We start from the raw sequence: 19,244 nt of genomic DNA on the forward strand, positions 1-19,244 counted from the left end.
GGCCACGATCGGGTCACGGAACGCGGTTCCGGGCCGGACTCGCGACGGCACCCGCGATCACGGGCCAGCCGGCTACAGCTCTTCGTCGCGCAGCTCCAGGTCCGCGATCAGGTCGTAGGGGTGGGCGTCCTTCCGGATGCCGTCCAGCAGGGTGAACGCCTCGCCCGGATCGAGGAAGTGTTCGGTGACGACGCGCCCGAGCGGCGTCGGCTCGAAGCCGTCGATGAAGTCGTACTGGAGCAGTTTTCCGATCGCGTGTTTCGTCGGGACGTCGCCGAGCATCCGATCGTTGAGCGCCTTGGCCGCCTTGCCGGCGACGGTGACGTTCGCGAGGGTCTCCTCGACCGCGGCGTCCTCGTCGTAGTGGGTCATCACCGACTCCATGTCCCCCTTGAGGAGTTTGAACGCGACCTCGTCCTCGGTCATCTCCATCGAGTTGTGGTAGGCGCAGTCGGGTTCGACGAGGACGTACACTTTGCCCTCGTCGTGGTAGTCGGGTCGGCCCGCGCGGCCGAGCATCTGCTCGAACTCCTGGACGGAGAGCCACTCGATCCCCATCGCCAGCGAGTCGAAGACGACCTGCGACGCCGGGAAGTCGACCCCGGCCGCGAGCGCGGCGGTGGTCACGACGGCCGCCAGGTCCTGGTTCCCGAACTGGCGTTCGACCGTCTTCCGGCGCCCGTAGTCCAGCCCGGCGTGGTACGGTGCGGAGGAGTACTCGAGTTTCCGGGAAATCTCGTGACAGCGCCTGCGGGAGTTCGTGAAGATGATCGTCTGGCCGCGATACCCCTTCGAGGACTCGGTGTCGAACTCGCGCTTGACGAGTTTGTTCTCGATCCGCATCTTCTCCTGCCCGTCGGCGAACGTGACATGGCGCTCGATCGGAACCGGGCGCTCCTCGAACTCGATGAGTTTCGACTCGAGGGCCCCGGCCAGCTGTTCGGGGTTGCCGACGGTCGCCGAGAGGTAGACCCACTGGGCCCCGCCGTAGTCGTCCCGGCGGCTGGCCCGTTGCTCACGGGTCGCTTCGCTCCCCGATCGCTCGTTCCGCGGCTCTCCCTTCGCTCGTGCCGCGCGCTGCTCGCAGGTGTACTTGAGCCGCGAGATGAGCCCGTCGAGGCGGTGGCCCCGCTCCTCCTCTTTGAGCGTGTGGACCTCGTCGATGACGACGGTTCCGATGTCGCCCATATCCTTGCCCGTCCGCAGGGCGTGGTCGATCCCCTCGTAGGTGCCGACGATCACGTCGGCGCTGGGATCGAACTGGTTGCCGTTGTCCGAGATTCGGCTCGCACCCACGCGGATGGAGACGTCGACGAGGTGGCCGTACTCGTCCTGGAAATCCTCGTACTTCTGGTTCGCGAGCGCGACCAGCGGCACGAGAAAGAGCATCTTCCCCTTGCCGTTCAGCACGCGATCGATCCCGGCCATCTCGCCGACCAGCGTCTTCCCGGTCGCCGTCGCCGACACCACCATCTGGTCGTCGCCCTCGAAGAGGCCGTTCTCGACGGCGAGACTCTGGACCGGAAGCAGGGTCTCGAACCGGTCCTCCAGCAAATTCTGGAGTCCCGGGTGCAGGTTCAGCGAGTCCACCCGGACGGGGTCGACCTCGTCGGTCGTCGCCGAGATGGTATCGAACTTCGTGAGGTCGGGATCGAGCTGTCCTTTCAGGAGGTTGACGATCCGATCGAGGTCCTGGACCTCGAGCATGAGTTCTTCGAGGCGCTCCTTGGCCGCGCCGGTGACCTGTCCGCTGCCGGAGTAGGTCAGCTGTCGCTCGAGTTCCTGGCGCGCGCAGTCCCGGCAGATCCAGTCCTCGTCGTCCTTGACGGCGGTCTCGGTGGTGATCGGCGAGTACCGGCCCGCGGAGGCGCAGTAGCGGCAGGTCCGGACCGCCTTGGCCTTGTCCTCGAGCTGGTAGCCGGCGAGCATCTCCCGCAGTTCCCGTCGCCCGGCGGGCGAGGTCTGTTCGGAGATGCGGATCCGCTTCGCCCGGCGGGCGAGTTCCACGAACTCGTCGGGCTGGCGGGGCTCCTCGCTCGAGCCCTGTTTCAGCCGGAACTTCGCTGGCCGCGGTCCGGCCGAGGTCTCCGAAAGCCCGAGTTTCGCACGGAACAGCCGCTGTCCGTCACGTTCGACGACGACGAGGTAGTCGTCACCCGTCTCGTGACAGAAAATCGTCTCGACCTCCTGGACCTGCTTCGACACGGCGACGAGTATGGCGGGACGGTATTTCAGCGATTCGGACTCCCGCGACGATCGGCCGACGATCATCGGCGAACCGCTGATCGCCCGTTCGCCCGTCGCGATCGTGGACCGATCGACGGCACCGATCGTCCGCAGCCGGTCGGCGATTTCGCCACCGCGGCGTCGCCGGTCTCGTCGTCACTCCCGGAGGCGATCTCGAGGTCGGACGTTCGACCGGAGCTGGCGCGAGACGAACTCATCGTCGAGCAGCGTTTCCGGCCCCGTCAGGTGAACGATCGGGCAGTTCTCGATTCGAAGCCATTCGTCGCTCCGGTCGCCCGCCGCGGTCACGGTCTGACGCGTTCGCGGGAGCCCGTTCGCCCGCCGCTGATCGGTCGACTCGCGCACGGTCGAGCACTCGAGCGAGTCCGTGAACCGTTCGGACGGGACGAGGTCGTACCGTGTGAGCGATCGATCGAGTTCCCTGAGCGTCTCCCGGTACTGCCGTGCGGCCTCGCACGCCCGGTCCGCCGCCTCGTACGATGCGAAGCTCGTGTCCGTGACCGGTTCCGGAACGACGCCGGTGTCCTTGCAGGTGACCTCGAAGTCGCCGTCCGGCACCGATAGCTCCTCGATCAGTTCGTGCGTCCGCTGTAGCGTTTCACCGACGTCGGCTTCGTCGGCGGTCCCCGTTTCGGTTCGCTCCATCGATCAGAAGTCGCCGGTGACGATCTCGGCGACGGCCTGCGGGTCGAACAGTTGCTCGTCGACGTCGTAGACCTGTTCGGCCGCGCGCTGGGTGACGACGAGGTTCGTGATCGGTCCCTGGTAGAGCGGACCGCCGCGGTAGACGTCGCCGTTCTGGACGGCGGTCAACTCGCTGGCGACGTCGTCGGCTTCCATCTGCGAGACGATGTCGTCCTGGAACTCCGTCGCGGTCTTCGCTTCCAGTCCGCGGAACAGGACGACGTCTGGATCGATGTCGAAGAGGGTCTCGTAGTCGACCGCGCCGCGCGTGGTGTGAAAGTCCCGCACGTCGGTTTCGGCGAACGCGTCGCGGACGCCGAGGTCTCGCCACTGCTTGAAACTCGTCCCCTCGCCGATCAGGTACGGGGAGAACGATCCCATGTCGCCCTCGGTGGCCCACATGATGGCCACGCTCGGTCGGTCGCCCTCCGGCGGCACGACGTCGGCGACGTTCGACTGGAACTCCTCGTGGAGGCTTTCGAAGGCCTCGTACCGCGCCTGTTCCTGGAAGACCGCCGCCAGCTTCTCGAAGGCCTCGTACAGCGAGAGGTAGTCGTAGTCGTGCCAGTCGTAGCCGGTCGAGAAGATGCTGTTGCCGAAGAACGGCGTCCCCGTCGCTTCGATCCGGTCGATGTCCTCCTGACTCCAGCTATCGGTCCGGCCGATGACGAAGTTCGGGTCGATGACGAACACGTCCGCGTCCGCGCTCAGTTCCATGAACTCCTCGGGGCTCAGTTCGCCCTCCCAGAGCGACGTCATCCCACTCTTGTCGACGCTCACGCCCGGGATGTCGTCGTAGTACTGGGTGTGATAGCGCGAGGTCAGGTACACGCCCTCGGGTGGCTCCTGTCCCAGCGCGATCCCCATATCGGCCCAGCTGCCGTTGTTGGCGACCCACGTCTCCGGGACGGCGGGGAACTCGACCTCTCCCACCGGCTCCATCGTCACGGTGTACGGTCCGGCGTCCGACGACCCGTCGTCGCCGTCGGTGTCGTCGGTACCGTCGTCGCTGATACAGCCGGCCAGCGCAGTGACGCCGGCGATCGCGCTCCCCGTCCGAAGGACGGTCCGTCTCGTCCAGGTCCGTTCGTCGGTCATCAGGTTTTAGGCTGACCTAAAAGTTTAAAATCCTTCCGAATTCCGTCGGTCAGATCACCGATCGGGCAACGCTCGCCTGGGGAGGACCTGTAGTTCGGGTTCGTACTGGACGGTGGCCTCGACGCCGAACACGTCGGCCAGTAGCTGTTCGGTGACGACGTCCTCGGGCGGCCCCCAGTCGTACAGTTCGCCGTCGCACATCGCAACCAGGTAGTCGGCGAACCGGGCGGCCTGCGCGATGTCGTGGAGGACGACGGCCACGGTGACGCCTTTCTGCTCGTTCAGCTGGCGGATCGTCTCGAGGACGCGGAACTGGTGATGTACGTCGAGAAACGTCGTCGGCTCGTCGAGCAACAGGACGTCCGTGTCCTGGGCCAGAACCATCGCGATCCAGGCCAGCTGCTTCTGTCCGCCACTGAGCTGGCCGAGTTCGGCGTCCCGGATCCCGTCGATTCCCGCCAGTTCGATCGCGCGTTCGACCGCCCGGTGGTCCTCGTCGTCGACGCCGTCGAAAAAGCTCCGGTGGGGATAGCGGCCGTGATAGACGAGGTCCTCGACGGTGATCGAGCCGAGCGAGTCGTTCTCCTGGGAGAGGACGCCGAGTTCGCGCGCCAGTTCCTTCCGATCGAAGTTCCGGAGGTCGTCGCCGTGGATCCGGACGGTCCCCGCGTCCGGATCGAGGTGGTTCGAGAGCGCCTTCAGGAGCGTGCTCTTCCCGCTCCCGTTCGGGCCCACGAGCGCGGTCACCGCTTCCTCGGGGACGTCGAGGCGCGCGCAGTCGACGATCGTCTCGTCGCTCGTCGGGTAGCTGAGTTCGAGCCCGTCGCCGACGAGCGCGCTCTCGACCGCGACGCCGTCGCCGTCGGTGATCCGTTCTCGCGTCGTTCGTCGCTGGTTGCCGGACATCAGAGTTCACCCATCGACTGCTGTTTGCGCATCAGGTAGAGGAAGTACGGACCGCCGATCAGGCCGGTGACGACGCCGACCGGCATCTGGGTGCCGGACAGCGCGAGCCGCGCGCCGACGTCGGCCGTGACCATCAGCGCCGGGCCGGCGAAGACGCAGCCGACCAGCAGCCGCCGGTAGTCACCGCCCACCGTGTTCCGGACGATGTGCGGGACGACGAGTCCGAAGAAGCTGACGACGCCCGCGACGGCGATCGCCGCGCTGGCCGCCAGAATTGCGACGCCGGAGAGGAAAAACCGGATCCGTTCAACGCGCATCCCGAGCGATCGGGCGGTGCTCTCGCCGAGCATGAGGACGTTCAACTGGCGCGCGCCGGCGAGCGCGATGGCGACCGACACGATCGCCGGCAGGATCGCGATCCGGACCTCCCCCCAGCCAGTCCCCGTGAGCGATCCGGTGAGCCAGGCGATCGCCGTCTGCACGACGCCCAGGTCGTCCGCGAAGAAGAACAGTCCCTGCTGGAGCGACTGGAAGACCATGTTGACGATGACGCCCGCGAGCACGAGTCGGACGGGACTCGTCCCGCCCTTCCAGGCGATCGTGTACACGATCACGAACGCGATCGTGCCGCCGAGGGCCGCGATCAGCGGCAGAAACGGCGAGAGGCCGCTGAAGACGATGAGCGTCGCGAGAACGGCGAAGCCGGCCCCCGAGCTAACGCCGAGCACGAAGGGGCTCGCCAGTTCGTTGCGCGTCACGGCCTGGAAGATTGCGCCGGAGACCGCCAGCGTCGTGCCGGTGATGACCCCCACGAACACCCGCGGCAGCCGGAGGTGCCAGACGACGACGCTCCCCGGGTCCATCTGGGGCGATTCAGTCCCGAAGAGGAACGCCGACCAGGCGTCGAGATTGAACACCACTGCGGGATCGAACACCGCCGCCCAGGTCTCGGCGATCGTCATCGAGTACTCCCCGAAACTCACCTGCACGAGACCGGCGAGAACGGTGACGATCGTGCTCGCCAGACAGAAGAGGACGAGCCTCGCGGTCACCCATCCGTTCCGCCCCCGGACGGACGCGTGCTCGCCGACCGACTTCGCTTCGACCATCTTCGTTTAGGTATCCCTAAAACGCATAAAGTAGTTGCGGTCCCAGGGCACTGCGACAACGAATAGCGAGGATCGATCGGCCGCGACGGTGCCGGTCACGCGCGTCGCGAGGGGTCGGGACACCACCGGTGTATGCGACACGCCGTTCGGACGGTCGTCACTCGAGCAGTTCGATCGCGTCGTCCCCGTTCGGCACGGCACAGAGGAACGCGCCTCTCTCGTCGCCCTCGTTGCGGTACCAGTGGACCGTGTCCGCCGGAATGAGCAGGGAATCGCCCGCTTCGACCGTCCGCTCTTCGTCTCCGATTCCGACGGTGTACTCGCCCTCGAGCACGTACTGCTCGTGTTCGACGGCGTTCGTGTGCTTCGGGACTTCGGCGCCGGCCTCGAGGACGAACCGCCGGATCGCGAAGTTCGGCGCGCCGTGTTCGTCGGCGATCAGGACGCCCTTCTCGAGTCCGTCGGCAGCGTCGACCGTCTCGTACTCGATCTCGTCGCTCGATCGGATCAGTGGTTCGGACATACCTGTCCGTGGGTGACGCGGCTACTAAACGTTGTACGGCTCCCGCCGGCGCCGTCGCTCGGGAGCGTAAAATACTGCAGTCAAGTGCCGATACCGTTACGAATTCCGCCTTACAGGCGCTCGACGTTCGTCGCGCGCGGGCCCTTGGGGGCCTGCTCGATGTCGAACTCGAGCTCCTGTCCTTCTTCCAGGTCCGGGCCGCCGATGTCTTCCATGTGGAAGAACACGTCGTCGTCCGCGTCCTCAGTTTCGATGAATCCGTAGCCGCCAGTGTCGTTGAAGAAATCAACGGTTCCTTTCGCCATTGCTTCTAAAGGGAACAGCCGGACACTGATAAACCCACCGACTCGGCTCAGACTCCCTATTCGGGAATCTGACGCCTCGTTACGCCGTTTTCATCGAAAATCGATCGTTCGCGTGTGGAGTCAGACTCCGTCGCCACCCTCCAGCCGATGGACCGTCACCGAGACGAAATAGACCAGCATGAAGAGGACGAAGCCGCCGACGAGACCGGCGAGTTCGCGCGACCCGACCCCGTCGGGATTGACGATCGCCAGGGCCGCGAGTCCGACGCAAAACACCGCGATCGTGAAGACGCCGATCGCGTAGTAAAACCCCGTATCCGACTCGAGAAACTCCCTCATACCGCATTCTATCGGCGGCGGCGTCAAAACGGTACCGACCGCGCGCCGACGATCGAGTGGGTCGTCCCGATCGTCGGCCCGGGGTATTATATCACTGCGCCCCGGTACCGAATGTCATGGATGGCGTTCTGAACGAAGCCACGAACGAGGTTCACAAACACGAAGCCGGCGAGTCGGACTTTCGGACGCGCTGTGGCTCGGCGGCACACGTGTCTCACGATTCCCTGCGGCTGATCTCGATCGAGCGAGCGACGCGCGAGTCCGCCGCCAGCAGGTGCAGCCAGTGTTTCGGTGACGGGACCCAGCCCTGAAGCCGACGCCGGGTGATCGTTCCGACGCCGGGTGACCGGATCGAATCCGATGAACGGACCGCCGTACCTCAGTTTCGACACGACCGCGAACCGCTCTGCGGTCGTGTCGGGGAACTCGATCCAGTAGATCGTCTCAGGAACGAAGCCTGCGAACCGCCGGCTCGTACGCTTCGGGGAGTCGATCGGCGATCCGATCGGGGTCCGTCTCGCCGTTCAGGTTGACGAGGTACGCCCGGCCGTACTCGTCGTCGTAGACGCCCTGGAAGTCGTAGACGAAGCCGTAGACGTCGACGTTTGCCGGGACGTCCTCGGCGTCCCGGAGGAACTCGATCTGCCGATCGACGTTGTACTCGACGAGTCGGTTGATCACCGTCTCGTCGTCCGCGTCGGTATCGATCGTGCCGCTCTCTATGGCGTCCTCGACGACCGGAACGAGCAGGTCGACCCACTTGTCGACGCCCTGCGGTCCGGGACGATCGCTCCCGGTCGCGACCCCATAGGCGGCGGTCACCGCGCCGCAGCCGGTGTGGCCGACGACGGCGACCGTCTCCGTTCCGGCGTGGTGGATCGGGTACAGCAGGCCGCCGTTGACGACCGTTTCGCCGTCGATCTCGTCCCAGACCTGGTTCCCGATGTTGCTCGGCGTGAACACCGTACCCGGTTCGTCGGCGTCCCACATGCCTACCTGCGGGACCCGCGAGTCGGAACAGCAGATCGACACGACTTCGGGTTCCTGCCCGTCCTGAACCGCCGCGAAGTGGTCTTCCGGGAGCCCGTCGGCGTGGCGCTCGTTCCCGGCGAGCAACTCGTGCAAGACGCTCTCCTCGTGGTCCGTGCCCATACGGGACTCTCCACGCACCGGATTCAAAGGCGTTACTTTTCACTCACGTTTCGCGACGGTTCCCGATCGTCGCGGCCGTGATCCGATCGAACCGCCGCCCCGTCCCATGGGTCGCCCGAGGCGATCGGGTTCCGGGATACCAATCTTCACCTGTGCGGGACGCGACGACCGAGTATGGCGACCACCAGACAGTGGCGACTCGAGAGCCGTCCCGTCGGCGAACCCACCCACGAGAACTTCGACCTCGTCACGATCGATCGGCCCGAGCCCGGACCGGGCGAGGTGCTCGTCAGGACGCTCTACCAGTCGGTCGATCCGTACATGCGCGGGCGGATGCGCGACGCGGAGTCCTACGCGGAGCCGTGGGACGTCGGCGACCCGATGAAGGCGGGCGTCGTGGGCGAGGTCGTCGAGTCGCGCTACGACGGTCTCGAGGCGGGCGACGTCGTCACGGGCGAACTCCTGTGGGCCGAACACGCAGTCGCACACGGCGACGACCTCCGGCAGGTGAACCCCGATCACGGCCCCGTCTCGACGGCGCTCGGCGTGCTCGGAATGCCGGGCGTGACGGCCTACTTCGGCCTGCTCGACGTCGCGGAACCGACGCCCGGCGACACGGTCGTCGTCTCCGCCGCGGCCGGCGCGGTCGGCTCTGTCGTCGGCCAGCTCGCCCGACTCAACGGCGCGCGCGTGGTCGGCACGGCCGGGAGCGACGAGAAGATCGCGTGGCTCACCGACGACCTCGGCTTCGACGCCGCGATCAACTACAAAGATACGGACGACCTCGCGGGGGCGGTGGCCGAGGCCTGTCCCGACGGGATCGACGTCTACTTCGACAACGTCGGCGGGCCGATCACCGACGCCGTCTGGCCCCTGCTGAACGTCCGCTCGCGCGTGGCGGTCTGTGGCCAGATCTCGATCTACAACGCGACCGAGGTGCCGACCGGTCCCCGCAAACTCGGCAAACTCATCGAGTCCCGCGCCCGCGTGGAAGGGTTCCTCGTGCGCGATTACGAGGGCCGCTGGGGCGAGGCCCTCGATCGGCTCTCGACGTTCGTCCGCGAGGGCGACCTCCACTACCGCGAGAACGTCGTCGAGGGCTTCGAGAACGCGCCCGACGCGTTCATGGGCCTGTTCGAGGGCGAGAACGTCGGGAAGCAACTGGTCGAGGTCGCCGAGTACGAGGACTGACCGGAACGGGAACTATTTCAGGGGCCCGACACGACGTCCGTCACTGGTGAGTGGTGTTCTCGATGACTGGGACTGACGTTGAGACGATCACGGTCGTAGACGATCGAACGGTCGCGTACGCGACGTACGGCGATCCCGACGGCGCTCCGCTCGTCTTTCACCATGGGTGCCCCGGTTCGTCCCGACTCGGCGCGTTGCTCGGGGAACCCGCCCGAAAACGGGGCGTTCGCGTGATCGCACCGAGTCGGCCAGGATACGGACGGTCAGATCCGGACCCGGACGGGACGCCGGCGACCTGGGCGGCCGATTGCGAAGCGCTGGTGAAGGCGCTCGGCCTCGAGTCCGTCGCCGTCGCCGGCTTCTCCGGAGGCGGTCCCTACGCACTGGCAGCGGCCGATCGGCTCTCCGAGCGGGTGACTGCCGTCGGCGTGGTTGGAGCACCGGTCCCGGGGTCCGGCGAGGGTCCGTTCGGGAGGCTCGTCGACTTTCCCAGACTCCTCGGGGTCGCGTTTCGCGTCGGTACGTTCGTCGCTCGGGTCCGCGGCGACGGCTTCGTCGTCGACCAACTGACCGACGAGTCCGTCGACGACGGCGTCGCGCGCGTCGTCGGTGGCGACTTCCGTGCCGGACTGGCGTCCGGCCCCTCCGGCGCGGTCCGCGAGAGTCGATCGCTGGCCGGCGACTGGACGCTGCCGTCACCCGACGTCGATGGTCCGGTACGGGTCTGGCACGGGAGCGCAGACGAGAACGTCCCGATCGGTCCGGTTCGAACGGCGTACGAGGATCGTGCCGGCGTCGCGTTCCACGGCGTCGACGCCGACCATCTCGCGTCGCTGCTCTCGGTTCGCGACGACGTCGTCCGACTGGCCGGCTGACCGGACCGCCCTTCAGTCGGTCAGTCCGTACCCGGTCTGGAACAGGTAGACGTCGATCGCGAGCACGATGACGGTACATGCCGTGAGTACGCCGAGCGAGACCAGCGGCGCGAACTCGGTGTAGGGACCGGGCAGGATGCCGACAGCGATCAGGTCCGAGTAGCCCAGCAGGCCGTACCGGACGCTGTCGACCATGTAGACCATCGGATTCAGCAGGGAGAGGTTCACCTGCCAGGCCTGCTCGAACGTCTCGAGCGAGTAGAAGACCGCGCCGAAGAACACCAGCGGCCGGAGGATGAACTGGTTCATCACGGTCAGGTCGTCGAAGTCCCTGGCGACGAGGCCGCCGACGATACCGAACCCGGCGAACAGGGCCGTGACGACGACCATTGTGGCGACGAGGTAGAGGCCGTGCTCGATGCTGATCGGTACGAACAGCCGCCCGACGGCGGCAATGATGACGCCGACGACGAGTCCCCGCACCGCGCTGGCACCGACGTAGGCGACGACCATCTCGGCGTACGACAGCGGCGAGGTCAGGGTCTCGTGGATGTACTCGTTCCACCGGCCGTGAAAGATCGAGAACGAGGCGTTCTCGAAGGCGTTGGAGATCGCCCCCAGTACGATGAGCCCGGGGACGATAAAGAGGATGTAGTCGTAACCCGCGATCTGATCGATCCGGTTGCCGAGGATCACCCCGAAGACGGCGAAGTACAGCACGTTCGTGATCGCCGGCGGCATGAACGTGTTCTTGGGCCGACGGACGAACCGCAGGACTTCGCGCCGGAAGAGCGCGCGGAAGCCGACCGACAGCATCAGGCGACCCCCTCCTGTTCTCGCGTCCGTTCTTCGCCGCTCGTCGCGGTGTCACGACCGCCGTCCCCGTCGCTATCGTCCCCGCTCTCCACCGAGGACCGGGTGACGGTCCGATCGTCACGCTCGGTCAGATCGACGAAGATTTCCTCGAGCGACGTTCGAGAGATCTCGAGGTCGGCGATCTCGTATCCGCTCGCCTCGAGGTCGTTGAGCAGTCGCGGCGCGGTCGAACCGCCGTCGTCGACGCGGACCTCGAGCCGATCGCCCGAGAGCGTCGTTTCGTGTGCGTACGGGCCGAGGTCGGGTGCGGTCGCCGGCGGGGACTCGAGGCGGACGTCGACGGTGTCGGTCCCGCGTCCTTTCAGTTCGTCCGGGGTCGCGACGGTCACCTTCCGACCCTCGTTCACGATCGCGACGCGATCGCAGAGCCGTTCGGCCTCCTCGATGTAGTGCGTAGTGAGAAGAATCGTCGTCCCTTCCTCGTTGAGTTCGGTCACCAGTTCCCAGAGGTCGTGACGAAGCTGGACGTCGACGCCCGCAGTCGGCTCGTCGAGAATGAGCAGATCGGGGTCCGTAACGAGCGCCCGCGCGAGCAGGAGTCGGCGCTTCATCCCGCCGGAGAGCCAGTCGAACCGCTCGTGGCGCTTGTCGTAGATCCCGACGCGTTTGAGGGCCTCGTCGGCGCGATCGGCGGCCTCCGCCGTCGGAATCCCGTGGTAGCCGGCCTTGTGCATCAGCACCTCCTTGATCGGGAAGAAGCGATCGACGTTGAACTCCTGTGGCGCGAGCCCGATGGCGTCGCGGGCCTGCTGGTACTCGTCCTCGACGTCGTAGCCGAAGACCCGCGCCTCGCCGCCGGTCTTGCGGACGAGACCCACCAGCGTGTTGATGAACGTCGTCTTCCCAGCCCCGTTTGGGCCGAGCAGGCCGAAGAACTCGCCTTCCTCGACGGTCAACGATAGCTCCTGGAGGGCGCGGAGATCGCCGTACTCCTTCACCAGATCGACGGTCTCGATGGCCGGTGGCATCGGCCGGGAGTCGGCCCCGCCCGCGGTTAACGATGTCGGACTCGGAACTCGCGGTGTGGGTCGTGGCGAGCGTGTACAGTTCCGGGGGCGACGACGCTCGTACGGACTGCCGTCCGTCAGTTCCGACGCACCCGCGACGCGTCTGCGGTTGCGCCGGTATCTCGGTCCAGCAATCCGTCTCAGTCCGCGGCCCGCGGTCGTCCGGTCAGGTTCTCGGCACCGCTCTCCTGGACGATGTTCAGGGCCGTCATCAGGTCCGATCGCGAGATCAGCCCGACGAGGTCGCCGTCCTCGTTGGCCTGCGAACCGAACCGATCGTCCCCCCGATCGACGACCAGCAGTCGTCCGATGTTGTCCCTTTGCATGCGCTCGATCGCGGTCATCGCGTCCGAGTCGGCGGTGATCGTCTTCAGGTCGGTCGTCATCACGTCCGCGACGGTGAAAGCGTCGCGCTCGACGGGGTCGATCTCGCGGGCGTCGGTCAGCGTCACGAGGCCGACGAGTCGTTCGTCGCCCATCGAGGTGTCGATGACCGGGTAGCCGGTGTGACGCTCGGTGAACATCCGCTGGATCAGGTCCGCGACCGTCGTGTCCGGTTCGACGGTGTGGAGATCGACCGCGGGCGTCATAATGTCGCTGACGGTGACGTCCTGGAAGGCGGCTTTCATCGTCACCTGCTGGGCCTCGCTCGAGGCGGCGATGTAGACGAAGAAGGCGACGCCGATGAGGATGATGTTGAACGCGAGCAGGCCGAACAGGCCCATGAAGATCGCGAACAGTTTCCCGATGCTGGCGGCCTGCTGGGTCGCCTTGGCGTAGGGCTGTCCGCGGGCGAGCAGCGCCCGGAGGATCCGGCCGCCGTCCATCGGGAACGCGGGGATCATGTTGAAGATCGCGAGCGCGACGTTCAGGACGGCGAGATAGCCGAGCACGAACCGCGGACCGCCGAGTGACTCGGGCGTCACCGAAAAGAGCGCGAACGATCCGATCCCGACCAGCACGGAGACGATCGGGCCCGCGATGGCGATGGTGAACTCCTTTCGCCAGTCCTCGGGCATCTCCGAGAGGGCGGCGATTCCGCCGAACAGCCAGAGGGTGATGGAGTCGATCGGGAACCCGTACCGCTGGGCGGTCAGCGAGTGGCCGAGTTCGTGGAGGACGACCCCGACGAACAGGCCGACCGCGGCGGCGAACCCGAGGACCCACGGCATCGATCCGGCCGTGATGGATCCGACGTCGATCCCCGCGGCGAGGAACTCGTTTAGAATCTCGGCGACGTCTTCGATCTGGGCCCCGATGAGGTACGCGAACAGCGGGAGGACCAGCAAGAACGTGAGGTCGAGTTTGATCGGGATGCCGAACAGGGACCCGATCCGGAAACTCTTCATCATGTCGAATGCTATCGGTGGCGGAACCTTAAACACGCTGCTGCCACGGCCGGGGACGCCACTCCGTACGCCGCCAGTACCGCCGGTCAGTATCGTAGTCGCTATCACGCCGTTTCCCGTTCCGCTCGTTCTCGAAACGTCTGGGGCCGTCACCACGCTGCGATCGCCACGATCGCCGATCGGGGGGCGTGGCCGACCGCTGTCGGGCGATTTCCGCCCGTTCGTTCTCGAAAACGATCGTGATGTTTCAAATCGTGTAATAATATTCTTTATATGCTCTCGAAACGCCGTATCCATCACGATCGTTACTGATTGTTATCGCCGATACTCGGCTCCGAACTGCCTCCGGATGATCGCTCCCCTCGATCGTGTTGCCGATACGTAACGATGGAAAGGGCGATAGCTAAAGCCTTTACAGCTATAATACTCCTTCCTCATGCCGTGCGGTGTCCTGTCACGAGCCTGTGATAATTGCTCTCAATGCATATTAACACAATTATATCCTCTAGCCAATATCCACGTGATGCTACATAGATTTATACGGTAGATCGTGGTCGATGCGGGTACGATGATGGAACAAGAACTCGCAACTGACCACCTCGACCGCCTTCCCACCGAACTCGACTCGCCGCAGGCGAAACTCGTCTACCTCTATCTCGACGCGACCGGGGGCTCGACCGTCGCCGACCTGAAGGAGACGCTGGCGATGCAAAAGATCGCGATCCTGAGTGTTCTCGCGTCGCTCTCGAAGCAGGGCCTCGTCGCGAAAGAGGGCGAGACGTACGTCCCGATCGAGTGAATCGATCGCGGCTCCCGGCTGGAGACCGCCGGTCGGCGATCGACCGTGACCCCGATCCGATCGCGGCCCGGTTCGGCCCCCTGTCGACGCCCCACACGGCGACGCGGCGCTTCGAAGCCTTTATCCGAACGGTAGGCCTCCGTTTTCGTAAGTAACCACAACCATGTCCGACAAACCCGCCTCAATGTACCGGGAGATCAGTAAGCCGGCCTACACGCGCCGCGAATACATTACTGGAATCCCCGGATCGAAGATCGCACAGCACAAGATGGGCGACATCGGGGCCGACCCCGAGGACTACCCCGTCCAGATCAGCCTCGTCACCGAAGAGGAGGTCCAGATCCGTCACGGATCGCTCGAGGCCTCCCGTCTCTCGGCCAACCGGCACATGCTCAAGAACGCCGGCGAGGGCAACTACAAGATGATCCTGCGCAAGTTCCCCCACCACGTCATCCGGGAGAACAAGCAGGCGACGGGTGCGGGTGCGGACCGTGTTTCCGACGGGATGCGCCAGGCCTTCGGGAAGATCGTGGGCACCGCGGCCCGCATCGACGCCGGCGATCGCATCTTCACTGTCTGGTGTGACGTCGACGACGCCGAACACGCCAAGGAAGCGTTCCGCCGCGCCTACAACAAGATCACGCCGCCGTGCCGCGTCGTCGTCGAGAAGGGCGAAGAGAAACTGATCGCATAAAACGAAGTTTTGCTCTGTGGGCGCGGCGAAGCCGCGCCCTCGGCAAAAATTCGATTAAAAGCCTCTTTCCGCTCACTCGTTCCTGGTAGTCACTCGTTCACATCAGTCGTCGGCCCGCTCGCTCTCTGCGATCGCTCGCGATCGGTGACGGTATGATCGCCTGCCTTTCCCCGGATCGCGCGCCTCTCGCGTCTGCTCGAGCCGTGCTCCCGGCCGTTGTCCTGCGCTGTCTCCACGCGTCTCGACTATAGTAGCCACTGAAACGATTTACACACTGATCGCAAAGCTGTCCTGCGATCAGGTGTGCATTGACTTTCAGTGGCTACTATAGCTTTTTGCCCCTCCCATCCCGAGTCCCGGGTATGATCGATCTCGCGGTCGCGAACGACCAGGAGACGTTCCAGCGAATGCGCGAGCCGCTGTCCGATCGGGGCATCCGGGCCCACCACGTCCCCCTGAGCGAGCGGACGGTGCCGCTGGGCGAGGACGCCCCGTGGTCGGCGGACGACTACGACGTCGGGTTCGTCTACCCGGGTCGCATGATGGAGGGTGGCGTGGGCGACGCGATTCTCGACGTGCCGTGGCTCAACGATCGCGACGCCGTACTCACGTCGCGGAACAAGGCCGAAGTGATCGCGCGACTCGATCGGGCCGGGCTTCCGGTGCCGGAGTCGGTGTACGTCTCGAACGACGTCGGCGAGGACGAACTCGCGCGGGTCTTCGATCGGTTCGACCCGCCGGTCGTCGTCAAACCGAACTCGACGACTCGCGGGGTGGGCGTGGCGAAGGCCCACGACCTCGATTCCTTTCTGGGCATCTGTGATTACCTCTCGCTGGTGCACGACTACCGGGCCACCGGCGATCGATCGTTTCTCGTCCAGGAGTACCTCCCCGACGCGACCGACTACCGGGTGATGCTGGTCGAGGGCGAGTACGTCGGGGCGGTCGAGCGTCGCCTCCCCGAGGACGCGGTACGGGAGGGCCAGTGGAAACACAACGTCCACCGCGGGGCCGAGGCGACCGGCGTCGACCTCCCCGCGGCGTGGCGCGAAATCGCCGCGGCCGTCGCGGCCGAACTCGAGATTCCGTTCCTCGGCGTCGACCTCCTCGTGACGGACGACGCCGTCGTGGTCAACGAGACGAACGCCCGGCCGACGATCGATACCGCCACGAAGTACGAACCGGACTTCTACGATCGGCTGGCAGGGGCGATACGCACGGCTTCGGAGCGGTAGTTGGAGTCGAAACGACGGGACTGCGACCGCGACGCGACTGCGTTACTCGAGACTGATTCCGGAGGACTGTTCGGCCGGGTCGAAGACGACTTCGAGGACGCCGTTGTTGTAGGTCGCGGCGGCGGTGTGTTCGTTGACGCGTTTCGGGAGCGAGACGCGTTCGTCGTACTGGCGGTGGCTACTTTCCGCGGAGATGGTCAGGGTCTTACCGTCGCACTCGAGTTCGATGTTGTCCTTCTCGACGCCCGGGAGGTCCGCCACCACACGGACCTCGTCGTCGGTCTCGTGGATCGAGACGTGGGTGTCCATCCCGAAGCCGTTGTCCACGTTGCTCGAGGACTCGAAGTCGACGTTGTCGGCCCCGTTCATCATCTCGTTCATCATCCGCTCGATCTCGCGAAACAGATCGTCGAAGGGTTCGTCGCGGTCGTCTCGGCGCATGCTCGTCACTAGTGGACCGTGGTGCAAAAACTTTCTGTCGTCGCTAGTTGTTATCGGCGGGTCCGATCGACGACTCCGTCACGGATTTCGTCGGCGGGATCGATTCCGTTCGATCGCGAGTCTCGTCGGCGGGATCGATTCCGGTCCGCCGGAATCCGTGACAGGATCCTGGCAGTTCAGAGTCCGACGCCGAGGGTCTCGTTCGTCGTCTCGATACTCTCCGCGGCGTCGGCCGCGCCGAGGACGGCCCGGATCGCGTCCACGTTCTCCGGCACGACGTCGCTCTCCTGGTGGATGCCCTGGAACAGGTACAGGTCCCGGCCGACGGTCGAGATCGACTCCTCCCAGATCGCGTTCTCCCAGATGTCTCCCCGCGGGCGACCCGCGTCAAGCGCGTACTCCTTGAGTTTGCCGCTGCCGTCGATCGACATCCGCTCGGGGATCAGGAACAGGCGCGATTCCTCGGCGAACAACTCGCGGACGTCAGCGGCGTCGACCTCCTCTTCGAGGGTGACGTTCAGGCTGTGCATGTGCATCAGCGTCGCGGGCACCTTCATCCCCAGCGTGTCGATGTCGAGGTCCGGGAAGATGGTCTCGACGTCGGGCCCGTGGTGGGAGGGGATCGTCACCGGGTTCGGCAGGATGTCGTTGATCGGGCCCCGGGAGGTCTGGCCGGGGTCGCCGCCGCGACGGACGAGCGTCGCGCGGACCTTCTCGACGCCGTAGGCCTCCCGCAGGGGAGCGACCACCCGCGAGAGCCCGGTCGTGTTACAGGAGACGACACGGACGTGGTCGGCCCCGGTCGCGTCCTCGTAGTTCGATCGGGCGTTGAAGCTGACGTCCGCGACGTCGGCGTCTTCGCCGCCCTGGTAGAGCGCGGGCGTGTCGTACTCCTCGTAGAGCGATTTGTTCTCGGCACCGATCCCCGACGGCGTGGCGTCGACGACGACGTCGGCCTCGGCCACGAGGTCCTCGACCGGGCCGGCGATCTCGAGCCCCGCCTCGGCGAACAGTTCCGCACGTTCCTCGACGGCCGCGTAGAGCGGGAACCCCTTCTCGACGGCCGTTTCGGCCTCGAAGTTGGGGCGGGTCTTCGCGACGCCGAGGGCCTCCATGTCGGGCTGTTGTCGCACGGCGTCCGCGACGCGTTTGCCGATCGTCCCGTAGCCGTTGACGGCGACCTGAATCATGTATCGGGGAGTCCACTACCGAGGGGGATAACCGTTTCGAGGCTTCGCGATCGATTTTAACTCGCAGGAGAGTTTTACGCGGGTTCTCGTACACGTTCGGCCGCTCTCGAATCGCCGGTACCGGTGTTGAACTTTATACGATATCGCGCCCAGAAAGACGGGCATGGTCGAGGTCGACTGGGAAACGGACAGGCGTGAGGGGGTGACGTTCGTGACTGCCACCGTCACGAACACGCAGACGACGCCACAGCGCGTCCGTCTCGAGAGCCGTCTCGACGGGCCGACGTGGCCGCCCCGACGGGACGGGGTCACGGCACCCGAGTGGCGCGACGACGTCTGGGAAGCGACCGTCGAACCGGGGCACCGTCGCGGCGTCGGCTTCGCGAGTCCGGCAGCGCCGACGGACCCGCCGGTCGAGATCGTCGACGTGGCCCGCGAATCGGACGATACGGAGCGGACGGCCGACGAGGTGCTCGCCACGCTGGACGAGTGGGCGCCGACCAGCGACGTGCTCACGCCGGGGCCATGATCGTCGCCGTCACCGGCGGGAAGGGCGGCGTCGGCAAGTCGACGGTCTCACTGAACCTCGGACGGGAACTCGACGCCGTGGTCGTCGACGCCGACCTCGCGACGGCCGATCTTCCTCGGGGGAACGGCCCCGACCTCCACGACGTCCTCGCGGGACGTGCGAACCCGCTCGCGGCCGTCGAGCGGATCGGCCCGGTCCGATTTCTCCCCTGCGGTCGCACCCTCGCCGGTGCCCGCGCGGCCGATCTGACGGAACTGACACGCGTCGTCGATCGCCTCGAGCGGGAGTGTGGCCGCGTCGTCGTCGACTGTCCGGCGGGGCTGGCACGCGACGTCGGCATCCAGCTCGAGAGTGCCCACGTCGCGGTGCTCGTGACGACGCCCACCGAACCCGCGCTCGTGGACGCACTCCGGGTCCGAGAGGTCGCCCTCGATCTCGACACGCCGATCGCGTCGGTCGTCCTCAACAGGGCCAGTTCGGGCGAGAACGAGTCGCTCGCGGCCCGCGTCGAACGGGAACTCGGGGCCACGACGGCCGTGATCGAGGAGCGCCCGGCCGTCGACGAGGCCATGGCACAGTGGCGACCGGTCCGTGACGTCCACCCCGACTGTGCGGCGATCGAAGCCTTCGAGACCGTCGCCCGCGCGATCGAACGGTGCGAACGACGGCTCTCCGGCCGGATCGGCGTGCTCTAA

Annotated in this window: 22 protein-coding genes; 8 read left to right on the forward strand and 14 right to left on the reverse strand. The window is 65.9% G+C overall.

Going from position 1 to position 19,244, the window contains the following annotated elements; translation table 11 throughout:
* Positions 1-72 precede the first annotated feature (72 nt).
* From MUN73_RS04365 to MUN73_RS04400, 8 genes are all read right to left on the reverse strand, one after another.
* Positions 73-2,205 carry a DEAD/DEAH box helicase gene (locus tag MUN73_RS04365; RefSeq protein WP_250139223.1) on the reverse strand — a complete coding sequence of 711 codons (2,133 nt, stop codon included), beginning with the start codon at positions 2,203-2,205 and terminating at the stop codon, positions 73-75.
* A 177-nt stretch (positions 2,206-2,382) separates the two neighbouring features.
* Complete coding sequence (locus MUN73_RS04370; protein ID WP_250139224.1) at positions 2,383-2,892, reverse strand: DUF7552 domain-containing protein; 510 nt, start codon at positions 2,890-2,892, stop codon at positions 2,383-2,385.
* Between the two features lie 3 nt (positions 2,893-2,895).
* On the reverse strand, positions 2,896-4,029 hold the full coding sequence (locus tag MUN73_RS04375; RefSeq protein WP_250139225.1) for an ABC transporter substrate-binding protein: 1,134 nt from the start codon (positions 4,027-4,029) through the stop codon (positions 2,896-2,898).
* A 54-nt stretch (positions 4,030-4,083) separates the two neighbouring features.
* Positions 4,084-4,935: an ABC transporter ATP-binding protein gene (locus MUN73_RS04380; protein WP_250139226.1), complete on the reverse strand. Its 852-nt coding sequence runs from the start codon at positions 4,933-4,935 to the stop codon at positions 4,084-4,086.
* Positions 4,935-6,044: a FecCD family ABC transporter permease gene (locus MUN73_RS04385; RefSeq protein WP_250139227.1), complete on the reverse strand. Its 1,110-nt coding sequence runs from the start codon at positions 6,042-6,044 to the stop codon at positions 4,935-4,937. The genes MUN73_RS04380 and MUN73_RS04385 overlap by 1 nt, the downstream gene beginning before the upstream one ends.
* 157 nt (positions 6,045-6,201) lie before the next feature.
* Positions 6,202-6,567 carry a cupin domain-containing protein gene (locus MUN73_RS04390; protein ID WP_250139228.1) on the reverse strand — a complete coding sequence of 122 codons (366 nt, stop codon included), beginning with the start codon at positions 6,565-6,567 and terminating at the stop codon, positions 6,202-6,204.
* A 110-nt stretch (positions 6,568-6,677) separates the two neighbouring features.
* Entirely contained in the window at positions 6,678-6,872 is a 195-nt protein-coding gene (locus MUN73_RS04395) for a cold-shock protein (RefSeq protein ID WP_005554588.1), read from the reverse strand.
* Positions 6,873-6,992: 120 nt separating this feature from the next.
* Positions 6,993-7,211 (reverse strand): hypothetical protein, encoded by a 219-nt coding sequence (locus MUN73_RS04400; protein WP_250139229.1) that lies wholly within the window; start codon positions 7,209-7,211, stop codon positions 6,993-6,995.
* Between the two features lie 116 nt (positions 7,212-7,327).
* Between MUN73_RS04400 and MUN73_RS04405 the strand changes: the two genes are divergently transcribed.
* Positions 7,328-7,522: a hypothetical protein gene (locus MUN73_RS04405; RefSeq protein WP_250139230.1), complete on the forward strand. Its 195-nt coding sequence runs from the start codon at positions 7,328-7,330 to the stop codon at positions 7,520-7,522.
* Between the two features lie 133 nt (positions 7,523-7,655).
* Here the strand turns inward: MUN73_RS04405 and MUN73_RS04410 are convergent, their stop codons facing one another.
* Complete coding sequence (locus MUN73_RS04410) at positions 7,656-8,363, reverse strand: carbonic anhydrase (RefSeq protein ID WP_250139231.1); 708 nt, start codon at positions 8,361-8,363, stop codon at positions 7,656-7,658.
* A 174-nt stretch (positions 8,364-8,537) separates the two neighbouring features.
* On the opposite strand from MUN73_RS04410, the gene MUN73_RS04415 reads away from it, so the two are divergent.
* On the forward strand, positions 8,538-9,554 hold the full coding sequence (locus MUN73_RS04415; RefSeq protein WP_250139232.1) for an NADP-dependent oxidoreductase: 1,017 nt from the start codon (positions 8,538-8,540) through the stop codon (positions 9,552-9,554).
* Between the two features lie 62 nt (positions 9,555-9,616).
* Positions 9,617-10,429, forward strand: coding sequence for an alpha/beta hydrolase (locus tag MUN73_RS04420; RefSeq protein WP_250139233.1), 813 nt, complete (start codon positions 9,617-9,619; stop codon positions 10,427-10,429).
* 12 nt (positions 10,430-10,441) lie between these two features.
* Here the strand turns inward: MUN73_RS04420 and MUN73_RS04425 are convergent, their stop codons facing one another.
* The 3 genes from MUN73_RS04425 to MUN73_RS04435 all read right to left on the reverse strand — a co-directional run bounded on the left by MUN73_RS04425 (position 10,442) and on the right by MUN73_RS04435 (position 13,661).
* On the reverse strand, positions 10,442-11,245 hold the full coding sequence (locus MUN73_RS04425) for an ABC transporter permease (protein WP_250139234.1): 804 nt from the start codon (positions 11,243-11,245) through the stop codon (positions 10,442-10,444).
* On the reverse strand, positions 11,245-12,273 hold the full coding sequence (locus MUN73_RS04430; protein ID WP_250139235.1) for an ABC transporter ATP-binding protein: 1,029 nt from the start codon (positions 12,271-12,273) through the stop codon (positions 11,245-11,247). The genes MUN73_RS04425 and MUN73_RS04430 overlap by 1 nt, the downstream gene beginning before the upstream one ends.
* 179 nt (positions 12,274-12,452) lie before the next feature.
* Complete coding sequence (locus tag MUN73_RS04435) at positions 12,453-13,661, reverse strand: site-2 protease family protein (protein WP_250139609.1); 1,209 nt, start codon at positions 13,659-13,661, stop codon at positions 12,453-12,455.
* Positions 13,662-14,229: 568 nt separating this feature from the next.
* Between MUN73_RS04435 and MUN73_RS04440 the strand changes: the two genes are divergently transcribed.
* The 3 genes from MUN73_RS04440 (at position 14,230) to MUN73_RS04450 (ending at position 16,389) form a co-directional block, all read left to right on the forward strand.
* Entirely contained in the window at positions 14,230-14,460 is a 231-nt protein-coding gene (locus tag MUN73_RS04440; protein ID WP_250139236.1) for a MarR family transcriptional regulator, read from the forward strand.
* Positions 14,461-14,623: 163 nt separating this feature from the next.
* Entirely contained in the window at positions 14,624-15,154 is a 531-nt protein-coding gene (locus tag MUN73_RS04445) for a 50S ribosomal protein L16 (protein ID WP_250139237.1), read from the forward strand.
* Positions 15,155-15,516: 362 nt separating this feature from the next.
* Entirely contained in the window at positions 15,517-16,389 is an 873-nt protein-coding gene (locus MUN73_RS04450; protein WP_250139238.1) for an ATP-grasp domain-containing protein, read from the forward strand.
* A 42-nt stretch (positions 16,390-16,431) separates the two neighbouring features.
* Here MUN73_RS04450 and MUN73_RS04455 read toward each other — a convergent pair whose 3' ends face one another.
* Both MUN73_RS04455 and MUN73_RS04460 read right to left on the reverse strand, forming a co-directional pair.
* Positions 16,432-16,830, reverse strand: a complete 399-nt coding sequence (locus tag MUN73_RS04455) for an Hsp20/alpha crystallin family protein (RefSeq protein WP_250139239.1) — start codon at positions 16,828-16,830, stop codon at positions 16,432-16,434.
* A gap of 176 nt (positions 16,831-17,006) precedes the next feature.
* The gene (locus MUN73_RS04460; RefSeq protein ID WP_250139240.1) at positions 17,007-18,020 is read right to left on the reverse strand and encodes a type II glyceraldehyde-3-phosphate dehydrogenase; all 1,014 of its coding nucleotides are present in this window, start codon (positions 18,018-18,020) and stop codon (positions 17,007-17,009) included.
* A 163-nt stretch (positions 18,021-18,183) separates the two neighbouring features.
* Between MUN73_RS04460 and MUN73_RS04465 the strand changes: the two genes are divergently transcribed.
* Entirely contained in the window at positions 18,184-18,549 is a 366-nt protein-coding gene (locus MUN73_RS04465; protein ID WP_250139241.1) for a DUF7857 domain-containing protein, read from the forward strand.
* Positions 18,546-19,244 (forward strand): MinD/ParA family ATP-binding protein, encoded by a 699-nt coding sequence (locus tag MUN73_RS04470; RefSeq protein WP_250139242.1) that lies wholly within the window; start codon positions 18,546-18,548, stop codon positions 19,242-19,244. Before MUN73_RS04465 ends, MUN73_RS04470 begins: the two co-directional genes overlap by 4 nt.

The organism is Halosolutus amylolyticus (genome assembly GCF_023566055.1).
In the GTDB taxonomy this organism is placed as follows: Archaea; Halobacteriota; Halobacteria; order Halobacteriales; family Natrialbaceae; genus Halosolutus; species Halosolutus amylolyticus.

Excerpts from the sequence above, each read along its gene's own strand:
- MUN73_RS04370 (WP_250139224.1), bottom strand. The coding sequence starts at position 2,892 with ATGGAGCGAACCGAAACGGGGACCGCCGACGAAGCCGACGTCGGTGAA.
- MUN73_RS04375 (WP_250139225.1), bottom strand. The coding sequence starts at position 4,029 with ATGACCGACGAACGGACCTGGACGAGACGGACCGTCCTTCGGACGGGG.
- MUN73_RS04380 (WP_250139226.1), bottom strand. The coding sequence starts at position 4,935 with ATGTCCGGCAACCAGCGACGAACGACGCGAGAACGGATCACCGACGGC.
- MUN73_RS04385 (WP_250139227.1), bottom strand. The coding sequence starts at position 6,044 with ATGGTCGAAGCGAAGTCGGTCGGCGAGCACGCGTCCGTCCGGGGGCGG.
- MUN73_RS04390 (WP_250139228.1), bottom strand. The coding sequence starts at position 6,567 with ATGTCCGAACCACTGATCCGATCGAGCGACGAGATCGAGTACGAGACG.
- MUN73_RS04395 (WP_005554588.1), bottom strand. The coding sequence starts at position 6,872 with ATGGCGAAAGGAACCGTTGATTTCTTCAACGACACTGGCGGCTACGGA.
- MUN73_RS04400 (WP_250139229.1), bottom strand. The coding sequence starts at position 7,211 with ATGAGGGAGTTTCTCGAGTCGGATACGGGGTTTTACTACGCGATCGGC.
- MUN73_RS04405 (WP_250139230.1), top strand. The coding sequence starts at position 7,328 with ATGGATGGCGTTCTGAACGAAGCCACGAACGAGGTTCACAAACACGAA.
- MUN73_RS04410 (WP_250139231.1), bottom strand. The coding sequence starts at position 8,363 with ATGGGCACGGACCACGAGGAGAGCGTCTTGCACGAGTTGCTCGCCGGG.
- MUN73_RS04415 (WP_250139232.1), top strand. The coding sequence starts at position 8,538 with ATGGCGACCACCAGACAGTGGCGACTCGAGAGCCGTCCCGTCGGCGAA.
- MUN73_RS04420 (WP_250139233.1), top strand. The coding sequence starts at position 9,617 with ATGACTGGGACTGACGTTGAGACGATCACGGTCGTAGACGATCGAACG.
- MUN73_RS04425 (WP_250139234.1), bottom strand. The coding sequence starts at position 11,245 with ATGCTGTCGGTCGGCTTCCGCGCGCTCTTCCGGCGCGAAGTCCTGCGG.
- MUN73_RS04430 (WP_250139235.1), bottom strand. The coding sequence starts at position 12,273 with ATGCCACCGGCCATCGAGACCGTCGATCTGGTGAAGGAGTACGGCGAT.
- MUN73_RS04435 (WP_250139609.1), bottom strand. The coding sequence starts at position 13,661 with ATGAAGAGTTTCCGGATCGGGTCCCTGTTCGGCATCCCGATCAAACTC.
- MUN73_RS04440 (WP_250139236.1), top strand. The coding sequence starts at position 14,230 with ATGATGGAACAAGAACTCGCAACTGACCACCTCGACCGCCTTCCCACC.
- MUN73_RS04445 (WP_250139237.1), top strand. The coding sequence starts at position 14,624 with ATGTCCGACAAACCCGCCTCAATGTACCGGGAGATCAGTAAGCCGGCC.
- MUN73_RS04450 (WP_250139238.1), top strand. The coding sequence starts at position 15,517 with ATGATCGATCTCGCGGTCGCGAACGACCAGGAGACGTTCCAGCGAATG.
- MUN73_RS04455 (WP_250139239.1), bottom strand. The coding sequence starts at position 16,830 with ATGCGCCGAGACGACCGCGACGAACCCTTCGACGATCTGTTTCGCGAG.
- MUN73_RS04460 (WP_250139240.1), bottom strand. The coding sequence starts at position 18,020 with ATGATTCAGGTCGCCGTCAACGGCTACGGGACGATCGGCAAACGCGTC.
- MUN73_RS04465 (WP_250139241.1), top strand. The coding sequence starts at position 18,184 with ATGGTCGAGGTCGACTGGGAAACGGACAGGCGTGAGGGGGTGACGTTC.
- MUN73_RS04470 (WP_250139242.1), top strand. The coding sequence starts at position 18,546 with ATGATCGTCGCCGTCACCGGCGGGAAGGGCGGCGTCGGCAAGTCGACG.